The sequence below is a fragment of the Seongchinamella sediminis genome, from assembly GCF_003457605.1.
GTDB classification, from domain to species: Bacteria; Pseudomonadota; Gammaproteobacteria; order Pseudomonadales; family Halieaceae; genus Halioglobus; species Halioglobus sediminis.
This window is the reverse complement of the sequence record NZ_QRAN01000006.1, coordinates 42,570-65,379: the sequence shown is the minus strand read 5'-3', so window position 1 is coordinate 65,379 and position 22,810 is coordinate 42,570. Positions and strand designations below refer to the sequence as shown.

Sequence of the window (22,810 nt, the reverse complement as noted above, 5' to 3'; positions counted from 1 at the left end):
GGCGCTTACTGCAGCGACTTGGTCACCACCTCGTACACATCGGGTGACAGCTCCGGCAATTCCGCCAGGCGCTGCAGCTCCCCGCGCATCAACTCCTGGCGCCCGACGTAAAAGCGCCACCGGGTGAGCGGCGCCAGCAGGCGGGAGGCAATCTGCGGGTTGATGCTGTTGAGCTGGGCGATGACATCCGCCAACAGGCGATAACCCGCGCCATCGGCGCGGTGGAAGTTGACCGGGTTCTGGCCGGCAAAGCCGCCCACCAGCGAACGGACCTTGTTGGGGTTGCGCAGGTCGAAATCCGGGTGTTCCATCAGCCCGCGTACCCGCTCCAGGGCGCCCGCATCGGGCATCGCCGCCTGCAGTTGCAGCCACTGGTTGACCACCAGGGTTTCGTGCCGCCAGTCCTGGTAGAAATCGGCCAGCGGCTGGGTCCAGTCGGCTTCCTCGGCATGGAAAGCCAGGGTTTTGAGCGCCGCCAGGCGATCGGTCATATTGCCGGCGCTGGCCAGCTGCTCGCTCGCCAGGGCCAGGTGCGCCGGATTGGCACAGGCGAGGTAATCCAGGCAGCTGTTGCGCAGGGCCCGGCGCGCGATCTGCTCACCGACGGGCTGGTAAGCCTCATCGCTTGCCAGGCCATGGTAGCGCGCCAGCAATACCTGCTCGGCGGCCTCACCAATGGCCTGCTTCACCCGCTGCCGGGCGCGGTGGATCAGGTCGACATCGGCCGCCCCCTCGCCCGCCTGTTCCGCCAGGTAGCCCTCGCCCGGCAGCGCCAGCATCTCGGCCACCATGGCTGGGTCCAGTGACTCGTCTTCCAGCAAGCGGGTGAAGGCCCCGGTCAGCAAGGGATCGACCGCCGCCGCTTCACCGCGGGACAGCTGCGCCTGCACCTCGCTAATCACCTGCAGGGCCAGGGTCTGGCCGCTGTCCCAGCGCACAAAACCATCGCCATCACGGCTCATCAACTGGCACAGGGCGTCGCGGTCGTAGTTGTATTCGAGGCGCACCGGGGCCGAGAAGCCGCGCAGCAGCGAGGGCACCGGGTGTTCCTGCACCCCCTCGAACACAAATTGCTGCTGCTCCCGGTCGATGATCAGCACCCGGTGGGTGTTGTCATCGGTGTCGTGATCCGGTTCCTCGCCGGCCAGTTTCACTGGCAGGTTGCCGGCATCGCCGAGCAGGCCCATGGCCAGGGGAATCACGAAGGGCTGCTTCTCGGCCTGCCCCGGCGTCGCCGGGCAACGCTGTGATACTTCCAGGGTGTAGGTCTGGGCTTCGGCATCGTAGCTGTCGGCAACCGACAGTACCGGGGTGCCCGCCTGTGCATACCAGCGGCGGAACTGGCCGAGATCCATGCCGCTGGCATCTTCCATCGCCAGCAGGAAATCCTCGCAGGTGACGGCCTGGCCATCGTGACGGGAGAAATACAGGTCGGAGCCGGCGCGGAACTTTTCCGCCCCCAGCAGGGTGTGGATCATGCGCACGACCTCGGCGCCTTTCTCGTACACCGTGAGGGTGTAGAAATTGTTGATCTCGATATAGGATTCGGGCCGCACCGGGTGCGCCATGGGCCCGGCGTCCTCGGCGAACTGGGCGCTGCGCAACATGCTCACGTCCTCAACCCGCTTCACCGTGCGCGAGCCCATGTCCGAGGAAAACTCGGCATCGCGGAACACCGTGAACCCTTCCTTGAGGCTCAGCTGGAACCAGTCCCGGCAGGTCACCCGGTTGCCGCTCCAGTTGTGGAAGTACTCGTGGGCCACTATGGCCTCGATCCGCTGGTAGCCGGCATCGGTGGTAATGTCCGGATGGGCCAGAACGCAGGAGCTGTTGAAGATGTTGAGGCTCTTGTTCTCCATGGCGCCCATATTGAAATCGTCGACTGCGACGATATTGAATATGTCCAGGTCGTACTCCCGGCCAAACACCTCCTCATCCCAGCGCATGGAGCGCTTTAACGCGTCCATGGCGTAATCGCACTTGCCGATATCCTTGGGTTCCACGTAAATGCGCAGGGTCACATCGCGGCCCCCGGCGGTGCGGAAACTGTCTTCGATATGCTGCAGGTCGCCCGCCACCAGGGCAAACAGGTAGGAGGGTTTGGGAAACGGGTCATGCCACTGCACCCGGTGGCGATTGTTGTCCAGGGCCGTGGCTTCCAGCAGGTTGCCGTTGCTGAGCAGCACCGGGTAGCGCCCGGCGTCCGCGTCTATGGTCACGGTGAATACCGACATGACATCGGGGCGGTCGAGGTAGTAGGTGATCTTGCGAAAGCCCTCGGCCTCGCACTGGGTGCAGAACATGCTGTGGGACTTGTACAGGCCCTCCAGCGAGCTGTTGTCCTGGGGTTTGATCCGGGTCTTGCAGGTCAGCACGCACTGCTCCGGCAGTTTGTGGATCAGCAGGTAGTCGTCGGTGACCTGGTAAGCAGCGGCGTCCAGCGGCTCGTTATCGACGCTGAGCTGCAACAGCTCGAGTTCCTGGCCATGCAGTTGCAGTGGCACGTCATCCGGCACCGCGCGCAACAGGTACAGGCGGGAGGTGAGGATGGTATCCTCCTCGCCCAGTTCAAAGTGCAGCTCGGTGCGGTTGATCAGGTAGGAAGGAGCCTGGTAGTCCTCCAGGAAAACAGTGCCGGGGGTGGCGTCGCGCATGATAGTCCTCAGTTCAATTCAGAGACGGCGAGATGGTAGCCGCCGTACTTTCGCATGTTGATAACACCGGTATCGAAAATCAGATACTGGCCCTTGATGCCCAGCAGGGTGCCTTCGACCTGCGGTGCTTTATCCAGGTTGAAGGATTTTACTTTCGCCGGATGCTCCAGTACCGGGTAGCGGATGCGGGTTTCACCCGCGTCCTCCAGTGCTGTGACCGACTGCAGGCCAAACTGTTCCCTGACCTCCTGCAGGCCGACCGCGCACTCGGCCATCAGGCGTTGCCGCTCCTGCTCCAGATCAATTGTGTCGGCATCGCCCTTGAGCATGGCCTGCCAGCTGGTCTTGTCAGCCACGTGGTCCTTGAACAGGGTCTCGACAATGCCGGAATGGTGCCGGGTGTCCACCCGGAAGATAGGCTGGGCCTGGGTGGCGCCCTGGTCCATCCAGCGGGTGGGCACCTGGCTGTGGCGGGTAATGCCGACTTTCAGCCCCGAGGTATTGGCCAGGTAGACGATATGGTCGATCATGCAGTGGGTTTCGCCCCACTCCGGTTCGCGGCAGGTGCCCGCCGCGTAGTGGCACTTTTCCGGCGACACAATGCAGCTGTCGCAGCGTGCCAGGCGCCGGAAACAGGGATAGCAGTAGCCCTGGTTAAAGCTCTTGCTGGTCTTGCGGTCGCAGGCGATGCAATGAATGGCGCCGTTGTAATCCAGGCGCAGGGTCTTGCCCAGCAGCGCGTTCATCGGCAGGGCCTCGTCCCCCAGGGGCAGCGCATAGCCGACCTGCTCGTCCAGTTCGGTTTTCATTTTGCGGACGGCACCTGCCGCCAGAAGCTCAGCCACAGGTGACTCCTATTTCCAGTTCAGCGGTGTTTCCGCGGGATCGTCACAGCTGTCTCCCGCCTTGTGACCCTTGTCGATGTAGCCCACCCGCTTGGTCTCCGGCAGGTGGCGCTGGCCCCAGGCAATCACCGCCTGCATGGCGCTCTGCTTTTGTTCCGGGGTGAGTGGCCGCCCATCCGGCCATTTGCCCAGTTCCACGGCACGACGCAGGCTCCGGTAAAGCTCCGGCGTCATGGTCTCTATCATCTGTTGGTAATCCATCGGGTTTCCCAGGGCGACCAAAAACCCGCGATTATACGCCCGATTGCGGCAAAAGTGGTGGCGCTGCGGTCGCAGGCCACCGGATTATTCAGGGGCAGACGGTCGCCCGGTCACCCTTGATCACGCCCCGGAACCAGTCCAGCAGGCTCTCCTCCTTGAAGTCGGCGAACTCGCCGGCGTCCATGAACATGCCGTGATCGTGGCAGACCTCGTACCAGATGTGCTTCTGCTTGGCGTCGGCGGTCAGTTCCATGCGCTTGTTGCAGCGCGGGCAGTCGATTTCCACCCGGCTGTCCCATTTCCAGCCCTCCTTGGGATCGCCGATATCTACTGCATGGCTCTCCGGCAGTTGCTTGAGCTGATGGGCTTCGTCGGCATCGAACCAGAGACCGTGACAATTTGTGCAGCGGTCTATAACCACGTCACTGTGCTCCACTTCCACCATTCCATGGTGGCACTTGGGGCACTTCAGGCTGTGCTGTTCCGGGTTGTGTTCCACTTTTTCGAACCTCTTGTTATTGGCTTGCCAATCGTAGTGTAGTTCAAGCCCGACGGCTTACAAGCCCTGCCTGCCACTGTCCTGCAGGCGTGACAACAGGCCGAATGCCGCCCCCAGGGCAAGCCCGACCACCAGCCCGCCGAGGTGCGCCGCGTTGGCGATGGCGCCGAAGCCCAGGAACTCAACCACCCCGAATAGGCACAGGAACAACCAGCCGACCATCAGCAGCATGATTGCCCTGGCCGGCTGGATAACCCAGCGCGGTTGCACCAGCGGCGCTACCCAGGAAAACCCGAGCAGGCCGTAGACCACCCCGGACATGCCGCCGAACAGGCCGGGGCCGCCAAACTGGTACTGGCAGATATTGGATACCAGGGCGATGACCAGCAACAGGCCCAGGGTATTCGGGCTGCCGGTGACGCGCTCCACTTTCGAGCCCAGTTCCCACAGCCAGAGGGTGTTAAAAGTGATGTGCAGCCAGCCGAAGTGTAGGAAGATGGGCGTGACCAGCCGCCAGTACTGGTCCCCCATGGGCAGGAAATGCAGCTGTCCGGCGCGGATTTCAAAGGGTGTGAAGGTCAGCCAGCCCAGCCACTGCTGGGGCGCGCCGAGCAGCAGGGCCAGGAACAGTACAATGCTGACCAGGCCGAACAGCGCCGTCACCGGCGACTGGCGCCACTGGAAGCGGCTGGCGCTGGCAGCCACCGGCCGCGGGTCACCGGGCTCGATGGTTACCTGGCCCCGGCGCCAGGCCTGGTAGAGGCTGGCAACGGGCTGCACATGCTGCCGGTCGAATACCGCCAGCACCTGCTGCCCCTCTTCCTCGTAGATTCGGTGGGGGACGCCACGGCGGCGCAGCAGCGCCGTCAACGGCAGCAGGTCTTCCTCCAGCGGGACCTGGAGCACGATATAGGAATCAGCCATCAGTCGACCAGCGCGTTGCTCCAGCGCAGCTTGTCGCGGCAACTGGCGTAAAAACTGTGACCCAGAGGGTGCAGCAGCGTCAGCCGGTGGGGATTCTTGCGGATTACCACGGTGTCTCCGGGACGGGCTGTCATGTTGACCTGGCCGTCACAGGTGACCGGAGGATGGATGCGATTGCGCTGCAGGATATCCATGCGGATTTCCGAATTGCCGTCGACGACGATGGGCCGGCTGCTCAGGGCGTGGGGAAACATGGGCACCAGCACAATGGCGTCCAGCGAGGGATGCATGATCGGGCCGCCACCGGACAGTGAATAGGCAGTGGAGCCGGTGGGAGTGGAGACGATAAGCCCGTCCGCGCGCTGGCGGTAGACAAAGGTGCCATTGATCGACAGCTCGATCTCGATCATCTGCGCCGAGGTACCGGAGTTGACCACCACATCGTTGAGGGCGTCGGCCCTGGCCACCGCCTGCCCGTTGCGCTCCACATAGGCGTCGAGCAGGAAGCGGTTCTCGGTATCGTACTCGCCGTCCAGTACCCGGGGCACCTGCTCGGCGATCTGGTCGGGGCTGATATCGGTGAGAAAACCGAGCCGCCCCCGGTTCACGCCCAGCACCGGTGTCTCGTACCGGGCCAGGGTGCGGGCGGCGCTGAGCATGCTGCCATCGCCCCCGGCAACAATCACCAGGTCCGATTCCTGGCCGATCTCCGCCCTGCTCGCCAGCCGGAGGCCGCTGTCGGCTACCAGTTCCCCGAGGCGGTCCTCGAGAATTACCTCGTGGCCGCGCCGTAACAGCAGGTCCAGCAGTTCCTGCAGCACCACGTCCAGGTCATCCTGGTGGCTGCGACCCACCAGACCGATCTTCTTGAAGGAACCAGGCATGCGCGCGCCTATCGTTGCAAAGGACTGGTATTATAACCACGTGAATGCCTTCCCCGAAAACACCCTGCGGGAACTGCGCACTGCCGAGGTTCGCGACCTGGCCTGGTCCTGTTTCTCGCCGCCGCTATTCGATGCCGACCTGCTGCCGGCAGGAGAGTCGCCGGGCAACTGTCACTTTGCGCTCACCGCAGCGCGCCGGCGATGGCTGCGGCAGCTGGATGCACAGCCGGCGGAACTGCTGCAGTTTATCGCCAGCGCCAACAGCCGTCGGCTGGGTCTTTACTTCGAATCCCTGTGGCAGTTTTTCCTGCGCAGCGACCCCCAGGTGGAACTGCTGGCCAGCAATCTCCCGGTGCGCGCCGAGGGCAGGACCCTGGGAGAGTTCGACCTGATTTATTTCTGTCACCAGCGGCAGCGGGCGATCCACCTGGAACTGGCACTGAAGTTCTACCTCTGCGCTCCGGGCAGGGACGGCAGCGAATGGCGCCACTGGCTCGGCCCCAACAGCCACGACAGGCTGGATCTCAAACTCGGGCGCATGCTGCAGCACCAGGTTCGCCTGTCGGAACAGGCGCCGGCCCGCGAGGTGCTGGCCCGCCTCGGCGCAGAATCACCACTGCGGGAACTGGCGGTAAGAGGGAGACTGTACCGGCAATACGGCGCCCGGGGCGGCACCCCGCCCGGCTGCAACAACAGCCAACCGATGCATCTGTGGACACATGCCGGAAACGCCCGGGCCATACTGGCCAACTCGACAGCCGTCCGGCTGGCGCGGCGCCAGTGGCTGGCCCCGCTGCACCCGGTCTCTGGCACCGGCGAGCCGGCGTGGCCCGCGGAGCAGAGCGGGCGCGCCCGGCAGTTTGCCCTGCTCGATGCCAGCGGATGCGAGCAGCAACGGCTGTTTGTGGTTGCCGATGACTGGCCGCAGGAGCATGGCTGAGCAGTTGTCGGGGTGCGGGTCTGTTCACATCAATCGAGGTGCCCCCGGTCCAGCCAGTCATAACCCCGGCGCCCCTGCAACCCGCCGGTGTGCACCACCAGCACCGGTTCAGTGGCCGACCACTGGCCACTGGCCAGCAGGCTGTGCACCGCGAACAGGGCCTTGCCGGTGTACACCGGCTCCAGCGGCACCCGCTGCGCCTGCTCGAATTCCTGCATGAACAGGCGCAGTGCGGCGTTACTGCGGGCAAAACCGCCGCAGTGATAATCGTGATCTATGCGCCAGGGCAGGCGCGCCGCCAGGCCCGCCGTGTCCAGCGCCTGCTGCACCGCCGCATCCAGGCCTGGCGCTCCCTTGAGCGCCGCGACTCCCAGCAACTCGTCGGCGCAGGCCAGCCCTGCCGCCAGTCCGGCCAGCGTGGTGCCGGTGCCCACGGCCACCACCACCCGGGACCAGTGCCGCTCCAGCTGGTTGATCATCCCGGCGATATCCAGGCAGCCGCGCACACCCTCCGCCCCGCCGCCCCCTTCAGGCACCACCAGGCAGGGGCCAAAGCGCGCCGCCAGGGCCTCGATATAGTTCGGATCGGCGCGGCGCCGATACTCCTCCCTGGACACCGGGACCAGCTCCATCCCCCAGGCCCGGGCATCCTCCAGCATCGGGGTGCTGTGCTCCCCGCCGCGGACAATGCCAATGGTTTCCAGGCCGAGTTCGGCACCCACGGCCGCCAGGGCGTGCAGGTGATTGGACCAGGCACCACCAAAGCTGAGTATCCGCTTCCTGCCCCGGGCTTTGGCAGCGGCCAGGTGATAGCGAAGCTTGAAGCGCTTGTTCCCCGGTGCCGGGCCTCCGCTTTGATCCAGCCGCAAAATGTGCACAGCGCCGATATCAATCCGCTGCAATGGCGCGGCGCCTGGAAAGGAAAGTGGTATCATCGGCTGGCGGGTCATGGGCACTATTGTGTCACGGATCGCTGTCCCGCTGGCCATCGACAAAGTAGAGACTACATGCCCAGGCATTACCTGATCACCGCCGCCCTGGCCGCTCTGCTGAGCGCCTGCGCCGGCTCGCCGGAGGTACAAACCGGAGCGGACGCCGAAGTCGTCGGCAACAATCTTCACCGCATCGACGGCAGCCGCGCCGGAACACCAGTATGTGGGGCCCCAACAACAGCGTGAGCAACCGGGCCGACGTGACGCGGGTGTTCAACAGCTGGGCCATGCAAATCAACAAGAGCCTGGGCAAGGTCACCGGCACCGTCGAGTAAGCATCGCGGCGCTGGTGGCGCCTGACCCGGGGATTACACGCTCCCCGGGGTGGGCCCCGCCAGCCCGACATTGTTTTTTTCCAGCACCTGTTCGGCCCGATAGCTGGAACGCACCAGCACCCCCGACACCACTTCCAGGAACCCTTTTTCCAGCCCCCACTGGCGGTAGGTCTCGAACTCTTCCGGGGTGACGTAACGGTCGATGGGGTAGTGATTGGCGGTGGGCTGCAGGTACTGGCCGAAGGTGACAATATCCACCCCCGCCGCGCGCAGGTCGTCCATGCACTGGAGGATCTCGTCCTCGGTTTCACCCAGGCCCAGCATCAGGCTGGTCTTGGTCAGCACATCCGGGCGGTAACGCTTGGCGTGCGCCAGCACGGCGATGGTCTGCTCATAGGAGGCCCTGGGGTCGCGGACCGGATGGGTCAGGCGCCGGACCGTTTCCACGTTCTGGGCAAACACTTCAATGCCGGAATCGACCACGGTTTCCACATCCGCCAGCACCCCCAGGAAGTCGGGCGTGAGGGCCTCAACCGCGGTTCCCGGGTTGACTTCCTTGACCTTGCGCACACAGGCTGCGTACTGCCCTGCCCCGCCATCGTCGAGGTCATCGCGGTTGACCGAGGTCAGCACCACGTACTTGAGGTTCATCAGCTGCACCGAACGGGCCGTCTTGGCCGGTTCCTCGGGGTCCAGCCAGCCGCGGGGGTTACCGGTGTTCACCGCGCAAAAGCGGCAGGCCCGGGTGCAGACATCGCCCAGCAGCATGATGGTCGCGGTGCCGGAACTCCAGCACTCACTCATGTTCGGGCACTTGGCTTCCTCGCAGACCGTGGCCAGGCCATGCGCGTGGACGATATCGCTGACCCGTTCAAAAGTCTCGCCGCCCCTGATACGCACCCGCAGCCAGTCCGGCTTGCGCAGCCGATCACCGGTCCCGGCGCCAGCCTTGATGCCGTCCTTGATCGCGGTAATGCCCCGGTCGTTGACAAACTTTTCGCCACTGGTGACCTGAACCGTGGGAATGAGGTTCTCATCGGACATGGAAACGCTCTGCATTGCAAAATAGACGGGCATTATAACGAAGCTGTCCGCCGGCGGCGATGACCCTGATATTGAGCCAGAACAAGGTGCATAAAGCCGAAGACAGGCTACTATGGATGCAATGCCACTGGAGCCTTAACCGATGCGAGAGACAATAAATCGCTGGCCCGCCCGACTCGACGCCGCCCAGAGCCTCAGTGGCCTGCTGCTGGTGTTGTTCATCTGGGGCCATATGTTTTTCGAGTCCAGCATCCTGCTGGGCAAGGACGCCATGCTCTGGGTGACCCGTATGTTCGAGGGCGCCCATGTGCTCGGTCGCCCCTACCCGGCGCTGGTGTCGGTGGCGGCGGCGCTGGTGCTGGCCCTGATCGCCCTGCATGCGCTGCTGGCGCTGCGCAAGTTTCCCGCCAACTACCGGCAGTACCAGCGCCTGAATCGCCACGTTGGCGCCATGCGGCACCTGGACACCACCGCCTGGTATATCCAGGTGATCACCGGCTTTGCCCTGTTTTTCCTCGCCTCCGCTCACCTGCTGGTGGTCATGCTGCAGCCGGATAACATCGGCCCCTACGCCTCCTCGGACCGGGTCTGGAGTGGCCGTTTCTGGCTGCTGTACGCCCCGCTGCTGCTGATTGTTCATCTCCATGCGGGCATCGGCATTTACCGCCTGTGCCTGAAGTGGGGCCCCTTCTCCCCCCAGCGCCTGGGCCTGTGGCGGGGGCGGCTGAAGCTGGCGGCCTGCTGCATCGTGGCGTTTTACCTGTGCCTGGGTACCGCTTCCCTGCTGACCTACATGCGTATCGGTGCCCAGCACGCCCCTTACGCCGGCGAGCGCTATACCCAGGAGGCGGCCGAATGAGCCCGATAATTACTGACGTACTGGTCATCGGCGGCGGCCTGGCCGGCCAGCGGACCGCCATTGGCGCCCGGCGCCGGGGGCTGGACGTCACCGTGCTCAGCCTGGTGCCCGCCAAGCGCTCCCACTCGGCTGCGGCCCAGGGCGGGATGCAGGCGAGCCTGGGCAACTGCCTCGGCGGCGCCGGCGACAACGAGGACCTGCACTTTGCCGACACCGTGCGCGGCTCGGACTGGGGCGCCGACCAGGACGTGGTCAGGATGTTCGCCCACATGGCGCCCAAGGCCATCCGCGAGCTGGCGGCCTGGGGCGTGCCCTGGTCGCGAGTGCAGAAAGGCGAACACCAGATCACCGAGGACGGCCAGAAAAAGACCATACGCGAGGCGGATGAGGCCCACGGACTGATCACCAGCCGCAACTTCGGCGGCACCGCGAAGTGGCGCGCCTGCTACGTCTCCGACGGTACCGGTCACGCCATGCTCTACACCATGAGCAACCAGGCCATCGCCGCGGGCATTCCCGTACACGAGCGCATGGAGGCCATCGCCCTGATCCATGACGGCGAGCGCTGCTGTGGCGCCGTGGCCCGCAACCTGATGACCGGCGAGCTGCAAACCTACCTGGCGCGGGCCACCTGCATCGCCAGCGGCGGCTTCGGACGCATTTACCGGGTGTCGACCAACGCCGTCATCAACGAGGGCATGGGCGCCGCGATTGCGCTGGAAACCGGCCTCGCCCGGCTCGGCAACATGGAGGCGGTGCAGTTCCATCCCACCGGCATTTTTCCCTCGGGCATTCTCGTCACCGAGGGTTGCCGAGGAGACGGCGGCCTGCTGCTGGACGGTGCCGGCCACCGTTTCATGCCAGACTACGAGCCGGAAAAGCGCGAACTGGCCTCCCGCGACGTGGTCTCCCGGCGCATGGAAGAGCACATCGCCGCGGGGCACGGCGCCAGCAGCCGCTTCGGCGAGCACCTGTGGCTGGACATCCGCCTGCTGGGCCGGGAGCACATCAACAGCAAGCTGCGCGAGGTCAGCGAGATCTGTCATTACTTCCTCGGTATCGACCCGGCGGAGGAACTGATCCCCGTGCGGCCGGCGCAACACTACTCCATGGGCGGTATCCGCACCGACCGCTGGGGACAGTGCCCCACGCTCAGTGGCCTGTTCGCGGTGGGAGAAGCGGCCTGTTGGGATATGCACGGCTTCAACCGCCTCGGCGGCAACTCCGTCGCCGAAACGGTGGTCGCGGGCATGATTGTCGGTGAAACCATCGCCGACTATTGCGCATCGGCGAGCGGTGCCCTGACCCTGTCGACATCGCTGGCGGCACAATTCCAGTCAAGGGAAGCCGCCAGGCTGGCCGCTATCGCCAACAACCAGGGGACAGAACAGGCCGTGGAGCTGACCCGCCTGATGCAGCAGATCATGACCGACAAGGTAGGCATCTTCCGCAGTGCCGGGCGTCTCGAGGAAGCTGTCGCCGGCTTACTGGCACTACAGGCAAGGGCCCGCAATATCGGCCTGAGCTGCGCCCGCCGCGGCCCCAACCCGGAGCTGGTCGCAGCCTACCGCCTGCCGCGCATGCTCAAACTCGCGCTGTGTGTCGCCAGCGGCGCCCTGCAGCGCACCGAGAGCCGCGGCGCCCACTTCCGCGCGGATTACCCGCAGCGCAACGACCAGCAGTGGCTCAAACGCACCCTCACCAGCTGGCCGGAACCCGGCCGGGAACAACCGGTCATCGACTACGAACCGCTGGATATCATGAGCATGGAACTGCCCCCCGGCTGGCGCGGTTACGGCGCCAGGGACTTTATCGCCCACCCGGACAGCGATGCCCGCCAGGCACAAATCGACGCCTTGCTGGCCCAGGCGGGGCCGCTGGATGCACGCCAGCGCCAGGCCCTGCTCATGCCCTTCGAGCACCTGCTGCCGGAAATTTACCGCGGCACCAACCAGCGCCTGGGAGACCCGCATGGATAACATCCCGCTTCGCCAGCAACGCACGCTGCGGATTAATATCCTGCGGCACAACCCCGCCGAGCCGGACAGCCAGCCCCGCCTGCAGTCCTTCGAGGTGGTTGAAACCGACGCCATGACCCTGTTCATCGCCCTCAACCTGATTCGCGAGGAACAGGACCCGACTCTCACTTTCGATTTCGTCTGCCGCGCCGGCATTTGCGGCAGCTGCGGCATGATTATCAATGGTCGCCCGGGGCTGGCCTGCCGCACGCTCACCCGGGACCTGCCCGACGAATTCACCCTGATGCCGCTGCCCGGGTTTGAACTCATCGCCGACCTGTCGGTGAATACCGGCAAGTGGATGCGCGGCATGGCGGAACGGCTGGAAACCTGGGTTCACGCCAGTGATCTGGAAGCTGTCGACCTGGACCGGCTGGAACAGCCCATGGAACCGCACCTGGCGGAGCAGATCTACGAACTGGAACGCTGTATCGAATGCGGCTGCTGTATCGCTGCCTGTGGCACCGCCCAGATGCGGGACGACTTTGTCGGCGCCGTGGGCCTGAACCAGGTCACCCGCTTTCGCCTGGACCCGCGGGACCAGCGCGATGACGCTGACTTCTACCAGCTGGTGGGCGACGATTCCGGCGTCTTTGGCTGCATGACCCTGCTGGGCTGCGAGGACCTGTGCCCCAAGGACCTGCCGCTGGCCGCGCAAATCGCCTTCCTGCGCCGGAGGATGGTCGCGGTCTGAAAATTCACAGGACAAGCGGCAGCCGGCGGCTTAGAATCCGCCCATGCGACACTTAAGCCAGAGCACTGACAGCAACGCCAGCATCAACTGGCGCATCGTCAAACACCTGGTCCCCTACCTGCTGGAGTCGCGTTACCGGGTACTGCTGGCCCTGGCCTGCCTGATACTGGCCAAGGGCGCCATCATCCTCATCCCCTTCCTGCTCAAGCACCTGGTGGATTCGCTGGAGGGTGCGGAACCCGGCAGCCTGGCACCGGGGCTGCTGCTGGGCATGGTACTGGCCTACGGCGGCGCCCGCTTTGCCAACGTATTCTTCGGCGAGTTGCGCGACACCATCTTTGGCCGCGTCACCGAGCGCGCCATGCGCCGCATCGGCCTGCAGGTGTTTCGCCATGTGCACGCCCTGGACCTGGAGTACCACCTGGGCAGGCGCACCGGCGGGCTGGCCCGGGACATCGAGCGCGGCACCACGGGCATCAGTTTCCTGATGCGCTTCTTCGTCTTCAATATTGCCCCCACCCTGCTGGAAATCGGCATGGTGGTGGGTATTCTGCTGTTCAACTACGGGCCGGGTTTCGCCCTCATCACCCTGGCCGCGGTCGTCCTCTACGGCTTGTTTTCACTCTACGCCACCGAGTGGCGGACCCGTTTCGTACGGGAAATGAACGAGGCGGATTCCGCCAGCAACACCCGCGCGGTTGACAGCCTGCTGAACTTTGAAACCGTGAAGTACTTCGGCAACGAGGAGTTCGAGGCCCGGCGCTACGATACCGAACTGGCCCGCTGGGAGCTGGCCCGGCGCAAGAACCGCCTGTCACTGTTTGGCCTCAACGGCGGCCAGGCGCTGATTATTGCGGTGTCGCAAACCGCGATGATTGGCCTGGCGGCCAGCCAGGTCTATCGCGGCGACCTGACCCTGGGCGATTTCATCCTGATCAACCAGTTCATGATACAGCTGTTCCTGCCGCTGGGATTTCTGGGTTTCGTGTTCCGGGAGATCAAGGGCTCCATGGCCAACATCGAAAAGATGTTCGAGCTGATGGCGGTCACGCCAACGGTGGTCGACCGGCCCGATGCCGGCAGGCTGCAGCTGACCCGGGGGGCAATCGAATTCCACAACATCGACTTCGCCTACAAGCCGGACCGCCCTATCCTCCAGGGGGTCAGCCTGCGCGTGGCACCGGGAGAAAAAGTCGCGGTGGTCGGCGCCAGCGGTTCCGGCAAGTCGACATTGGTCAAGCTGCTGTTCCGCTTCTACGACCCGGACCGCGGCCATATCAGCATCGACGGCCAGGACATCGCCACCGTCACCCAGGCCAGCCTGCGCCAGGCCATCGGTATTGTGCCCCAGGATACGGTGCTGTTTAACGACAGCATTGTCGCCAACGTGCGTTACGGCAATCCGCAGGCCAGCGACGAGCAGGTTGCCGAGGCCATTCGCCTGGCCCACCTGGACGACTTTATCGCCGCCCTGCCCCAGGGCGAACAGACCCTGGTGGGAGAACGCGGCCTGAAGCTGTCCGGCGGCGAGAAGCAGCGGGTATCCATCGCCCGCACCATTCTCAAGCGGCCGCCGATCATGGTCTTCGACGAGGCGACTTCATCACTGGACAGCCACTCGGAGCAGGCCATCGTCGCCGCGCTGCGGGAGATCGCCGAGGGCCACACCTCGCTGGTTATCGCCCACCGCCTGTCGACAATCATCGACGCCGACCGCATTGTGGTCCTCGACCGGGGGCGGGTCCGGGAGAGCGGCAGCCACCTGCAACTGCTGGCGGCCGACGGGGCCTACGCCGCCCTGTGGCGGGCGCAGCAGAAGCAAAAACAACCACTTGCCCCCGCATCCTGAGACGAGTTGCAGTGCCCCTGCGACGAGCGACAGTGGCCTGTGGGCACCAAGCCGTATAATGAGCTGATGAATATGCAGGACTTACTCAAAGACAAACGCTCCCTGTTCTGGCTGCTGCAGTTCGCCGGCTGGAGCGGCTGGGCGATGTCCTTCTACCTCGGGGTGATCGTCTGGGGGCGGCCGCCGGAAAACTATGTTTTCTACCTGCCCTTCATCGCCACCGTGGGCATGCTGATCACCCTGGTGCTGCGGGCGCTGTACCGGCACATGTGGGAAATGGAGCTGACCCGGCGGATCATCGCCATCGTCGCCGGCTCCTACGCCGCCGGCCTGGTGTGGATGGCGATTCGCGGCACGGTGTTCTACAACATGTTCCCGGAAGAGCGCAAAATCACCGAAAAACAAGGGATGGAGTTACTCTCCTACTTCGACGGCGCGGTATCCGCCTTCTGGGTCATGCTGGTGTGGAGTGCGCTGTACTTCGGCATCAAGAACTACATGGCCGCGCAGGAGGAACGCGAGCGGGTGCTCAAGGCCCTGTCCATGGCCCACGAGACCAAGCTGAAGATGCTGCGCTACCAGCTCAATCCCCACTTCCTGTTCAATACCCTCAACGCCATTTCCACCCTCATCCTGGACCGGGACAACGAACTGGCCAACGTCATGGTCACCCGGCTGAGCCGCTTCCTGCGCTATACCCTGGACAACGATCCCATGCTGAAGGTCTCGGTGGCCGAGGAGGTAGAGGCCCTGCGGCTTTACCTGGATATCGAAAAGGTGCGCTTCGACGAGCGCCTGCAGTTGCACTTTGATGTCGATGAGGCCGCCAGCGAGGCACTGATGCCCAGCCTGCTGCTGCAGCCACTGGTCGAAAATTCCATAAAATACGCGATCGCCCACGCCATCAACGGCGGCTCGATCACAGTCGCCGCGCGGGTCGAGGCAGACCGCCTCTGCCTGCAGGTGGCGGACGATGGCCCCGGACTGGAACTGGGCAACAGCAAAAAAAGCCCGGGCGGCGTCGGCCTGTCCAACTGCCGCGAGCGGCTCAGGGAGATTTACGGCGAGCGCCAGTCCTTTGAATTAACCACCACGGATCCCCACGGATTGACTATAAACATATGTATACCACTGGAATTCGGCAGCCGAGCTTCATGAACAGCCTCAGAGCTATTATCGTCGACGACGAGTCACTGGCCCGGCGCGGCCTGGCCCTGCGCCTGCAGCAGATCCCCAAGGTCGACGTCATTGCCGAGTGCGCCAATGGCCAGCAGGCCCTGGAGGCGATCGCCGAACACTCGCCGGACCTGGTGTTCCTGGATATACAGATGCCGGGCATCGACGGCTTCGAGGTGATTCGCCAGTTGCAGACCGATAACCTGCCCATGGTCATCTTCGTCACCGCCTTCGACCAGTACGCGGTAGACGCCTTCAAGGTGCACGCGGTGGACTACGTACTGAAACCCATTGATGACGATCGCCTGCACGAGGCGATTGACCGGGCGGTGGCACATCACAGCCAGGAGGAAGCGGAACGTTCCAAGCAGCGCCTGATGGACCTGATGATGGGCATGACCGGGGTCAGCGCTGCCTCCATCGAGGAGATGGTCCAGGGGGATTCGGAACCCACCCAGTGGCCGGAAAAACTGGTGGTCAAGGACGGCAGCGATATTCACCTGATCAAGGTCGCCGACATCCACTGGGTGGACGCCGCCGGCGACTACATGTGTATCCACGCTGGCGGGGAGACCCACATCATGCGCATCACCATGAAACAGCTGGAGGCCATGCTCAACCCCGCCCGCTTCCTGCGTATCCATCGCTCGACCATTATCAACAGCGATTACATCAGCGGCGCCCACACCCTGGGTAATGGAGAGTACATGCTATCCCTGGAGGGCGGCGCCCAGCTCAAGGTGAGCCGGGGTTTTCGCGACCGGGTCAGACAGTTGCTCGGCGCCTGAGGCTCAGCGCTGGCCGTCAGCGTACTGGTGCAGTACCAGGCGGGTACCCGCCTTGCCAGACACATCGACCAGGCAATCGGACCACCCGGCCGGAATCTGCCAGGGCTCGCCGGCAGGATAGCGCAGGGGCCGCTCGCCATCGGCGCACACCAGGAAAACCGCACCGACACTGCCGCGCACGTCTGACAGCGAGAATTCACGGCGACTGAGACCCGCCTTCCAGGAACCGGGACCGTCCCGGTACAGCGGCACCAGCTCGCCAGTGATGGCCACGTCGGCCATTGCCCCGAGCTGCTGTTCCGACTGCCGGTACAGCGCCGCGGCCTCCTCCACCAGCGCTGAACCACGACCCAGGGCCTGCATCAGGTCCAGGGTATTACCGGCATCGGCGAGCATGCGTGCGTTCAGCTGCAGGGTCAGGATTCGCTTCAGAATTTGCAGGTACTGCTGCGGCGGTACGTAGGTGTTGTTGAAGTTGTTGTTGAGCGCCAGTGACTGGAATTCAACCACCCGGCTCAGGTGCTGCAGCTCGGCCGCCTCATCGTCCCAGCGACTGGCGATGGATGCTGCCAGGATCTGGAATTTGACCTCCTCCAGCGCGTTGCGACCGGGGAAGTTTTTCAGTTCCACGGCGGTATCAAAGGCGCTGTCGTAGTCCTCCCGGGCGTAATAGTCCCATGCCTGCTGGTAAATCTCGGCAAAGCGCGAACTCATTGCCCGGGGCAGGTCCAGGATCCAGGTATACACCACCGGATCGGCGGCCACCTTGACCGGATTGCCGCCCCGCCGGGCGGGCCTGAAACGCATGGCATTGACCTGCCGGAGCACCGCCTGCTCGACCTCGAGCACCCCATTGGAACTCTGGATCTCGGCGTTGACAACCTTGCCGCTCTCGTCGATATCGTAGGTATATACCAGCCAGGCATCACTCTGGAAACTGCTGTCGAGACGGATCGTCGCCGACGCCGGATCGAGATTCTGTGGCGGCACAAACTGTGCCCAGGCCCTGCCCGAACACACGCTGGCCAGCACCATGATAGCGAGCAAGGTTCTCGCCCCGCTGGCAAAGCAAGCAAACATATCGACTCCAGTTACAGTGGGAAGGGAGCAGTGTAGCAGAGGAATCCCTCCCCAGGCTGTTCCCGGTAACCGGGTTGGCCCTAATAGGCCCCCAGCCGGCGGCGGGAACTGGAGCGGGCGGTCTCTATCTCCTCCGCCAGCAGCTGCCAGGCCGGATCATCCGGAAAATGGCTGGCCCCCAGGGCCACGTGGTTCTCGGCGCTGTCGAACTCTTGCAGGTCGATGTCCTCGCGGGCGGCAGCGCCATAGGCCCGGCGCAGGTTATCGCCCAGGGCTTGCACCGCGGCCAGATCGGGATGTGTCTGCCTGACCTCATCGTAGGCCTGCTGGGCCAGCGCCAGGGAACCGCCGGCCAGGGAACGCTCGGCGCCGGCCACGGTTTTCTCCGCCTGGGCAAGGGCGGCTTTCTCGGCCTGGTCAAGGGCGGCTTTCCCGGCCTGGTCGATGGCCGCTTTCTCCGCTACCCGACGGGCGGCAAGTTCGGCCTGTTGCGCGGCCCAGCGTTCCTCCAGGGCGGGCAGTTGCTCCTCGAGCCGGGCAAGTTCTTCCGTGCCCGGCAACAGCGTGGCCGCCGTCGCCAGGGCCTGGCGCGCGCCGCCGAAGTCCCCCCTGCCGGCGGCATCCCTGGCGACGCCCGCAAAGAACGCGGCAACCTCCGCCAGCCCCTCGGCGGCCCGCTGATTGTCCGGGTCCTGGGCCTTCACACTCTGGTAAATACCCACCGCCAATGCGGCGTTAGCGGGGTCTGCGGCGATGGCGACAGCGGCCGCATCGGCTTTTTCCAGCAGCGCAGTGATACGGGCCCGCTCCTGCGCCAGCTCCTCGGCGAGCCGGGTCTTTTCCAACTCGACCCGCTGAGCCTGTTCTGCCGCCAGGTTCTGCTGCCCCTGCCACCAGCTGTAGCCGCCGTATCCCGCGCCGGCCAGTACGGCCAGCACGGCCAGAATGCGGAACGCGAAGCCCCCCGACCGGGCGGCGGCACGGTCACTGCGGGCATAGGTACCGCTGACCAGTCGTTCGCGCTGGGTGCTGCCTTCCAGTTTATAGGGCCGGGAAGACGTAGACACCGAGGGTGAAGAGGCGTGGCTCAAGCGGGTCGATTCGTCACCGGCCAGTGAGGTCCTGTCCGGTGCATCAGCGCCTGTCCCGGTGAACGCCGACGCCGGTTTTTCCACGCCTGCGGTAAGCACTTCATCGTCGTCGAAACCGGCACTGGCGGCCATGAAAGCCTGATAAAGTTCAGCCCCGGTCTGGAAGCGATCGTCGGGGGACTTGGCCAGGCCCTTGTTGATAAATTCCTGGTAGGCGGCCAGGTGCTCCGGCAGCGTGGGAATGTCCTCGGTCAGGTGTTTTACCGCGGTGGTAACGGCGGAGTCAGATTCGTAAGGCAGCGTTTTGGTGAGCATCTCGTAAACCAGCACCGCCAGCGCATACAGGTCCGAGCGCCCGTCTACTTCCTGGCCCTTGGCCTGCTCCGGACTCATATAGCTGGGCGTGCCGACCATCAGTCCGGTCTGGGTCATCTGGGTGCCGGAGTTGGCGGCCCGGGCAATGCCGAAGTCGGCGAGCACGAAATGGTCCGCATCGCGCAGCATGATGTTGCTGGGCTTGATATCCCGGTGTACATAGCCGCGCCCAGCCGCATAATCCAGGGCCTCCGCCACCTGCCGGACGATGGTGTATATCTGCTTCTGCGGCATGGCCAGGTTAATGAAATCCGAGAGCTCACCGGCGCCGAGCAATTCCATGGCGATATAGTTGTAACCGTCAAAGGTATTGACGTCGTAAATCTGCAGAATATGCGGGTGGGTCAGGCGCGCGGAAATACGGGCCTCGCGAATGAAGCGCTCAGAGAAGCTCTCGTCGGCGTTCATTCCCGGGTCCATGACCTTGATCGCCACTTCACGGTCGAGGTTCAGGTGCAGTGCCCGGTATACGGTAGCCATACCGCCCCTGCCGAGCCGTTCGTAGAGCTCGTATCCCGGTAATTCCAGTTCTGCCATTGGCGTCCTTTCGAGGCCGCTGCCTTCCAGCCCAAGAATAAACACATCGTTGCTTACATACAATTACAGCCAGAGGCCGAAAAAGTCCGTCGATAGCCGGCTGTCTTGGTATACACTGCAACTGAGAACCAGGCTTATCTGGACGCAAGAAAAAGTAGAAACCTGAATGAGAGCTTTCTCGGCAGACAGCCATCCGGGGCACAGACGCAGCCACAACGAGGATTGCTACCGGGCCAATCCCGAACTGGGGCTGTGGCTGGTAGCGGACGGTGTCGGCGGTCACTCCAACGGCGAAGTGGCGGCCGCCATTGTCCGCGACACCCTGGACCGGGACGTCGCCCGGGGCAGCAGCCTGATCGAGGCCATACACCACTCCCACAGCAGCATTCTGCAGGAAATTGCCGGCCGCGCAGGCAGCAACATGGGCTCCACGGTTGTCGCCCTGCAGCTAAACGGGGACGACTACGAGATCGCCTGGGTCGGCGACAGCCGGGCCTACCTGTTTGACGGCAGCAGCCTCAAGCAGGTCACCCGCGACCACAACCCGGTCAGTGAGATGCTTGCCCGCGGCGCCATCACCCCGGAGCAGGCTGCCAACCATCCGGAGAGAAACGTGTTGAGCCAGTCACTGGGCGTGGCCGACTCCATCACCGTCGCCCCGGATCGCATCCGCGGCACACTGAACGCCGGGGAGCAGGTTCTGCTGTGCAGTGACGGCCTCAGCGACGAGCTGGCAGACGAGGACATCAGCCGTCTTATGGCTGAGGCAGACGATCCGCAGGCGCAGGTAGCAAAGCTCATCGAGGCCGCCCTTGCCGCCGGCGGCCGCGACAACATCACCGTGATCGTGGTCGGCGAAAAAGCGCAACCGGGCCAGGCGCCGCTGGCGCGCCGCCAGGGTGACACCCTGAGTCACGAACAGGCGGTAAGCGTCGACAACGGCAGCGGGCATGACAAGATGGTGCTGGCCCTGCTGGGCGCCATGGTGCTGCTGGCCCTGTTGTGGATGCTCTGGTAAGCGCCGGGCCAAGGGGCTAGCCCTGCTTGTCCAGCTCCGCCGCGTGGATAAAGGTCGTCTGGTCGGAGGCCTGCCGTTCGCTCAGCGGCCGGGACAGGTTCTCCGTAACCCTGAAAATGATATCGTGAAAGCGCAGCTCGTCGTCATGGCGCAACTGCTGGCGGCCGCTGGTGCGCTTGCCGTTGACCATGGTGCCATTGGATGAGCCCAGGTCCTCGATGTAGAGCCGGTCGTCCTGGACCCCAATGCGCGCATGCTGGCGGGATACATGCGGCGTCACCACCGCCAGGTCACAATCCAGCGCCCGACCCAGGGTAATGGGTCCGTACACCGCGTAGCTAAGCCCGCTGAGGGGGCCGGTCTCCGCGGAAATCACCCAGTGCACTGACGCGTCCTCCTCGCCCTTGCGCAGGAACGAGGAAACCCCCTGTTTGCGCTTGTCATTGATGGGCGGAATGTTATCCAGCACCCGCCGCTCTATAAAAGACTGGGTGCGTACAATGCCGCTGGAGGAAATCTGGTAAAACCAGGCCAGGGCAAAGTTAACCGGGAAACCGAGCACGGCAACATAGAGGAAGTAGCGGGAGACCAGGTCGGCATCGAACCCCAGCGCCGGGGCGACAATATCGAATACCTGCAGCGCGCCCCAGCAGACCAGGATATATAGCAGGCAGGTGCGAATGACCTTGCGCCTGCGCAGCTCGCTGAAAAAAGAGCCTGTCGACTTCGCTTCGTCCATGTGCTCAAACGCCGCCGTGTTTTTGTCACTCCACTATAGCGCAGATTCTCAGCGGAAGTGAATCTGGCAGTATTTGGCAGTGACAGGCCCCTGGCGTTCGGCGATGAAGCCATGAACAACGGGATGCGCTACCCGGCATGCATCGACAGACCGCCCTGTCAGCTTTGCGTTACAGCGCTTGAGATCGATTTTTTAGCGCTGCTAGGTTCATATCAAGCAACACTTTCCCCCTGCGGCCGGGTTTGAGCGATGCGCGAACCGCCTCGACGGCGTCTGCCAGCGGATACTCTGCCTCAACCCGGGAATGGAACATGCCGATGGCACTCAGCTCGCTCAACTCCGCCATCACCTCGGTCAGTGTCTCGGGTGTTTGCGCCGCCAGCCAGCCCGGCAGATAGAAACCGCCAACAAATGCGTTCGCCATCATCAGGTCGCGGGAAAAGAGCGTCATGGACGGACTGCCGAGCGTGCCGTAGAGCAACATTCTGCCGCCCTCGGTGAGAGAACCGATCATCTGTTCCGCCAGCGCACCGCCAACACAGTCGAGTGCAAATTCTACTCCTCTGCCGCCTGTTACCCGCTTGACCTCTTCGCGGACATTCTGCCGCGCAGTATTGATAACCACCTCTCCCAACTGTTCCGAGGGCAGATCCGCGGGCATGTCGTCACGCACCAGGCTTATCGTCTTGAAGCCGTAATGGCGGCCAATGGCAGCAATGTGTTTACTCACCGCTGAGGCACCGGCGCTGACCAGAATCCACTGCCCCTCTCCCACCCGCAACACATGCCGCGCTGTCACCAGGGCCGTCATCGGGTTAAGCATCATCAGGGCCGCTTGCGCGTCCGGGAGCTGATCAGGTACCGGCGATAACTGCTGGGGCGCGGCGAGCACATACTCCTGCCAGGTACCGCTGGGGGGCCCCGCGAACAAGGCGACGCGCTTGCCCAGCCACTGCCCACTGTCGACACCGTCACCGCAGCCCTCGACAACGCCAACGCCCTCGCCACCGGGGATACAGGGAAGCTCAGGGTGCAGTTTTGTGCGCGCTGCGTCGAAGGCCGCCCGGTCTTCGCCGAGGTTCCAGATCAGCCGCTCGATCGCCTGCCGGTACTCGCCGCGGATATAGTTCAGGTCCGAGGGGTGCACCGCGGCATTGGTCATGCGAACCTTGAGCAGCCCGGGGCCTGGCTCAGGCTCGGCCACATCGATAAGTTCAACGCCGCTGAGGTCATCAGATGCGTGCTTGATTCTTACTGCTTTCATTTGC

At 64.0% G+C, this 22,810-nt stretch carries 20 protein-coding genes; 8 read left to right on the top strand and 12 right to left on the bottom strand.

What is annotated here, in order from left to right:
* Window positions 1-5 precede the first annotated feature (5 nt).
* The 6 genes from pepN to DWB85_RS07235 form a co-directional block, all read right to left on the bottom strand.
* A complete protein-coding gene (gene pepN / locus DWB85_RS07260; RefSeq protein WP_117953552.1) occupies window positions 6-2,654 on the bottom strand; it encodes an aminopeptidase N in 2,649 nt (882 codons plus the stop codon).
* A gap of 8 nt (window positions 2,655-2,662) precedes the next feature.
* The gene (locus DWB85_RS07255) at window positions 2,663-3,499 is read right to left on the bottom strand and encodes a DUF2797 domain-containing protein (protein ID WP_239017254.1); all 837 of its coding nucleotides are present in this window, start codon (window positions 3,497-3,499) and stop codon (window positions 2,663-2,665) included.
* Window positions 3,500-3,508: 9 nt separating this feature from the next.
* Complete coding sequence (locus DWB85_RS07250) at window positions 3,509-3,760, bottom strand: YeaC family protein (RefSeq protein WP_117953551.1); 252 nt, start codon at window positions 3,758-3,760, stop codon at window positions 3,509-3,511.
* 88 nt (window positions 3,761-3,848) lie between these two features.
* Window positions 3,849-4,259 (bottom strand): zf-TFIIB domain-containing protein, encoded by a 411-nt coding sequence (locus DWB85_RS07245; protein ID WP_239017253.1) that lies wholly within the window; start codon window positions 4,257-4,259, stop codon window positions 3,849-3,851.
* Between the two features lie 57 nt (window positions 4,260-4,316).
* Complete coding sequence (locus DWB85_RS07240; protein ID WP_117953549.1) at window positions 4,317-5,183, bottom strand: rhomboid family intramembrane serine protease; 867 nt, start codon at window positions 5,181-5,183, stop codon at window positions 4,317-4,319.
* Window positions 5,183-6,067, bottom strand: a complete 885-nt coding sequence (locus DWB85_RS07235) for an NAD(+) kinase (RefSeq protein ID WP_117953548.1) — start codon at window positions 6,065-6,067, stop codon at window positions 5,183-5,185. The genes DWB85_RS07240 and DWB85_RS07235 overlap by 1 nt, the downstream gene beginning before the upstream one ends.
* On the opposite strand from DWB85_RS07235, the gene DWB85_RS07230 reads away from it, so the two are divergent.
* On the top strand, window positions 6,066-7,007 hold the full coding sequence (locus DWB85_RS07230; protein WP_117953547.1) for a DUF1853 family protein: 942 nt from the start codon (window positions 6,066-6,068) through the stop codon (window positions 7,005-7,007). The genes DWB85_RS07235 and DWB85_RS07230 overlap by 2 nt on opposite strands.
* Before the next feature lie 29 nt (window positions 7,008-7,036).
* On the opposite strand, the gene DWB85_RS07225 is transcribed toward DWB85_RS07230, so the two are convergent.
* Both DWB85_RS07225 and lipA read right to left on the bottom strand, forming a co-directional pair.
* Entirely contained in the window at window positions 7,037-7,909 is an 873-nt protein-coding gene (locus DWB85_RS07225) for a 1-aminocyclopropane-1-carboxylate deaminase/D-cysteine desulfhydrase (RefSeq protein WP_162846046.1), read from the bottom strand.
* Window positions 7,910-8,307: 398 nt separating this feature from the next.
* The gene (lipA, locus tag DWB85_RS07220; RefSeq protein ID WP_117953657.1) at window positions 8,308-9,318 is read right to left on the bottom strand and encodes a lipoyl synthase; all 1,011 of its coding nucleotides are present in this window, start codon (window positions 9,316-9,318) and stop codon (window positions 8,308-8,310) included.
* A gap of 142 nt (window positions 9,319-9,460) precedes the next feature.
* Here lipA and DWB85_RS07215 point away from each other — a divergent pair, with 142 nt between their 5' ends.
* From DWB85_RS07215 to DWB85_RS07190, 6 genes are all read left to right on the top strand, one after another.
* Window positions 9,461-10,177: a fumarate reductase cytochrome b subunit gene (locus tag DWB85_RS07215; RefSeq protein ID WP_117953545.1), complete on the top strand. Its 717-nt coding sequence runs from the start codon at window positions 9,461-9,463 to the stop codon at window positions 10,175-10,177.
* Window positions 10,174-12,156, top strand: a complete 1,983-nt coding sequence (locus DWB85_RS07210; RefSeq protein ID WP_117953544.1) for a fumarate reductase flavoprotein subunit — start codon at window positions 10,174-10,176, stop codon at window positions 12,154-12,156. Before DWB85_RS07215 ends, DWB85_RS07210 begins: the two co-directional genes overlap by 4 nt.
* Window positions 12,149-12,889, top strand: coding sequence for a fumarate reductase iron-sulfur subunit (locus DWB85_RS07205; protein WP_117953543.1), 741 nt, complete (start codon window positions 12,149-12,151; stop codon window positions 12,887-12,889). Before DWB85_RS07210 ends, DWB85_RS07205 begins: the two co-directional genes overlap by 8 nt.
* Before the next feature lie 43 nt (window positions 12,890-12,932).
* Window positions 12,933-14,738, top strand: a complete 1,806-nt coding sequence (locus DWB85_RS07200; protein WP_117953542.1) for an ABCB family ABC transporter ATP-binding protein/permease — start codon at window positions 12,933-12,935, stop codon at window positions 14,736-14,738.
* 72 nt (window positions 14,739-14,810) lie between these two features.
* Complete coding sequence (locus DWB85_RS07195; protein WP_239017252.1) at window positions 14,811-15,896, top strand: sensor histidine kinase; 1,086 nt, start codon at window positions 14,811-14,813, stop codon at window positions 15,894-15,896.
* Window positions 15,893-16,702 carry a LytR/AlgR family response regulator transcription factor gene (locus DWB85_RS07190; RefSeq protein ID WP_117953541.1) on the top strand — a complete coding sequence of 270 codons (810 nt, stop codon included), beginning with the start codon at window positions 15,893-15,895 and terminating at the stop codon, window positions 16,700-16,702. The genes DWB85_RS07195 and DWB85_RS07190 overlap by 4 nt, the downstream gene beginning before the upstream one ends.
* Before the next feature lie 3 nt (window positions 16,703-16,705).
* On the opposite strand, the gene DWB85_RS07185 is transcribed toward DWB85_RS07190, so the two are convergent.
* Window positions 16,706-17,782: an energy transducer TonB gene (locus DWB85_RS07185; RefSeq protein ID WP_117953540.1), complete on the bottom strand. Its 1,077-nt coding sequence runs from the start codon at window positions 17,780-17,782 to the stop codon at window positions 16,706-16,708.
* Between the two features lie 80 nt (window positions 17,783-17,862).
* Window positions 17,863-19,785, bottom strand: coding sequence for a serine/threonine-protein kinase (locus DWB85_RS07180; RefSeq protein WP_117953539.1), 1,923 nt, complete (start codon window positions 19,783-19,785; stop codon window positions 17,863-17,865).
* A gap of 166 nt (window positions 19,786-19,951) precedes the next feature.
* On the opposite strand from DWB85_RS07180, the gene DWB85_RS07175 reads away from it, so the two are divergent.
* Window positions 19,952-20,803 (top strand): PP2C family protein-serine/threonine phosphatase, encoded by an 852-nt coding sequence (locus tag DWB85_RS07175; protein WP_117953538.1) that lies wholly within the window; start codon window positions 19,952-19,954, stop codon window positions 20,801-20,803.
* Between the two features lie 16 nt (window positions 20,804-20,819).
* Here the strand turns inward: DWB85_RS07175 and DWB85_RS07170 are convergent, their stop codons facing one another.
* Both DWB85_RS07170 and DWB85_RS07165 read right to left on the bottom strand, forming a co-directional pair.
* Window positions 20,820-21,542 carry an FHA domain-containing protein gene (locus DWB85_RS07170; RefSeq protein WP_117953537.1) on the bottom strand — a complete coding sequence of 241 codons (723 nt, stop codon included), beginning with the start codon at window positions 21,540-21,542 and terminating at the stop codon, window positions 20,820-20,822.
* Between the two features lie 169 nt (window positions 21,543-21,711).
* Window positions 21,712-22,806: a zinc-dependent alcohol dehydrogenase family protein gene (locus DWB85_RS07165; protein WP_117953536.1), complete on the bottom strand. Its 1,095-nt coding sequence runs from the start codon at window positions 22,804-22,806 to the stop codon at window positions 21,712-21,714.
* Window positions 22,807-22,810 lie beyond the last annotated feature (4 nt).

Bases quoted from the DNA above. Each gene is read 5' to 3' on its own strand.
- pepN (WP_117953552.1), bottom strand. From the start codon at position 2,654: ATGCGCGACGCCACCCCCGGCACTGTTTTCCTGGAGGACTACCAGGCT.
- DWB85_RS07250 (WP_117953551.1), bottom strand. From the start codon at position 3,760: ATGGATTACCAACAGATGATAGAGACCATGACGCCGGAGCTTTACCGG.
- DWB85_RS07240 (WP_117953549.1), bottom strand. From the start codon at position 5,183: ATGGCTGATTCCTATATCGTGCTCCAGGTCCCGCTGGAGGAAGACCTG.
- DWB85_RS07230 (WP_117953547.1), top strand. From the start codon at position 6,066: ATGCGCGCGCCTATCGTTGCAAAGGACTGGTATTATAACCACGTGAAT.
- DWB85_RS07235 (WP_117953548.1), bottom strand. From the start codon at position 6,067: ATGCCTGGTTCCTTCAAGAAGATCGGTCTGGTGGGTCGCAGCCACCAG.
- lipA (WP_117953657.1), bottom strand. From the start codon at position 9,318: ATGTCCGATGAGAACCTCATTCCCACGGTTCAGGTCACCAGTGGCGAA.
- DWB85_RS07215 (WP_117953545.1), top strand. From the start codon at position 9,461: ATGCGAGAGACAATAAATCGCTGGCCCGCCCGACTCGACGCCGCCCAG.
- DWB85_RS07210 (WP_117953544.1), top strand. From the start codon at position 10,174: ATGAGCCCGATAATTACTGACGTACTGGTCATCGGCGGCGGCCTGGCC.
- DWB85_RS07205 (WP_117953543.1), top strand. From the start codon at position 12,149: ATGGATAACATCCCGCTTCGCCAGCAACGCACGCTGCGGATTAATATC.
- DWB85_RS07200 (WP_117953542.1), top strand. From the start codon at position 12,933: ATGCGACACTTAAGCCAGAGCACTGACAGCAACGCCAGCATCAACTGG.
- DWB85_RS07195 (WP_239017252.1), top strand. From the start codon at position 14,811: ATGCAGGACTTACTCAAAGACAAACGCTCCCTGTTCTGGCTGCTGCAG.
- DWB85_RS07190 (WP_117953541.1), top strand. From the start codon at position 15,893: ATGAACAGCCTCAGAGCTATTATCGTCGACGACGAGTCACTGGCCCGG.
- DWB85_RS07185 (WP_117953540.1), bottom strand. From the start codon at position 17,782: ATGTTTGCTTGCTTTGCCAGCGGGGCGAGAACCTTGCTCGCTATCATG.
- DWB85_RS07180 (WP_117953539.1), bottom strand. From the start codon at position 19,785: ATGGCAGAACTGGAATTACCGGGATACGAGCTCTACGAACGGCTCGGC.
- DWB85_RS07175 (WP_117953538.1), top strand. From the start codon at position 19,952: ATGAGAGCTTTCTCGGCAGACAGCCATCCGGGGCACAGACGCAGCCAC.
- DWB85_RS07170 (WP_117953537.1), bottom strand. From the start codon at position 21,542: ATGGACGAAGCGAAGTCGACAGGCTCTTTTTTCAGCGAGCTGCGCAGG.
- DWB85_RS07165 (WP_117953536.1), bottom strand. From the start codon at position 22,806: ATGAAAGCAGTAAGAATCAAGCACGCATCTGATGACCTCAGCGGCGTT.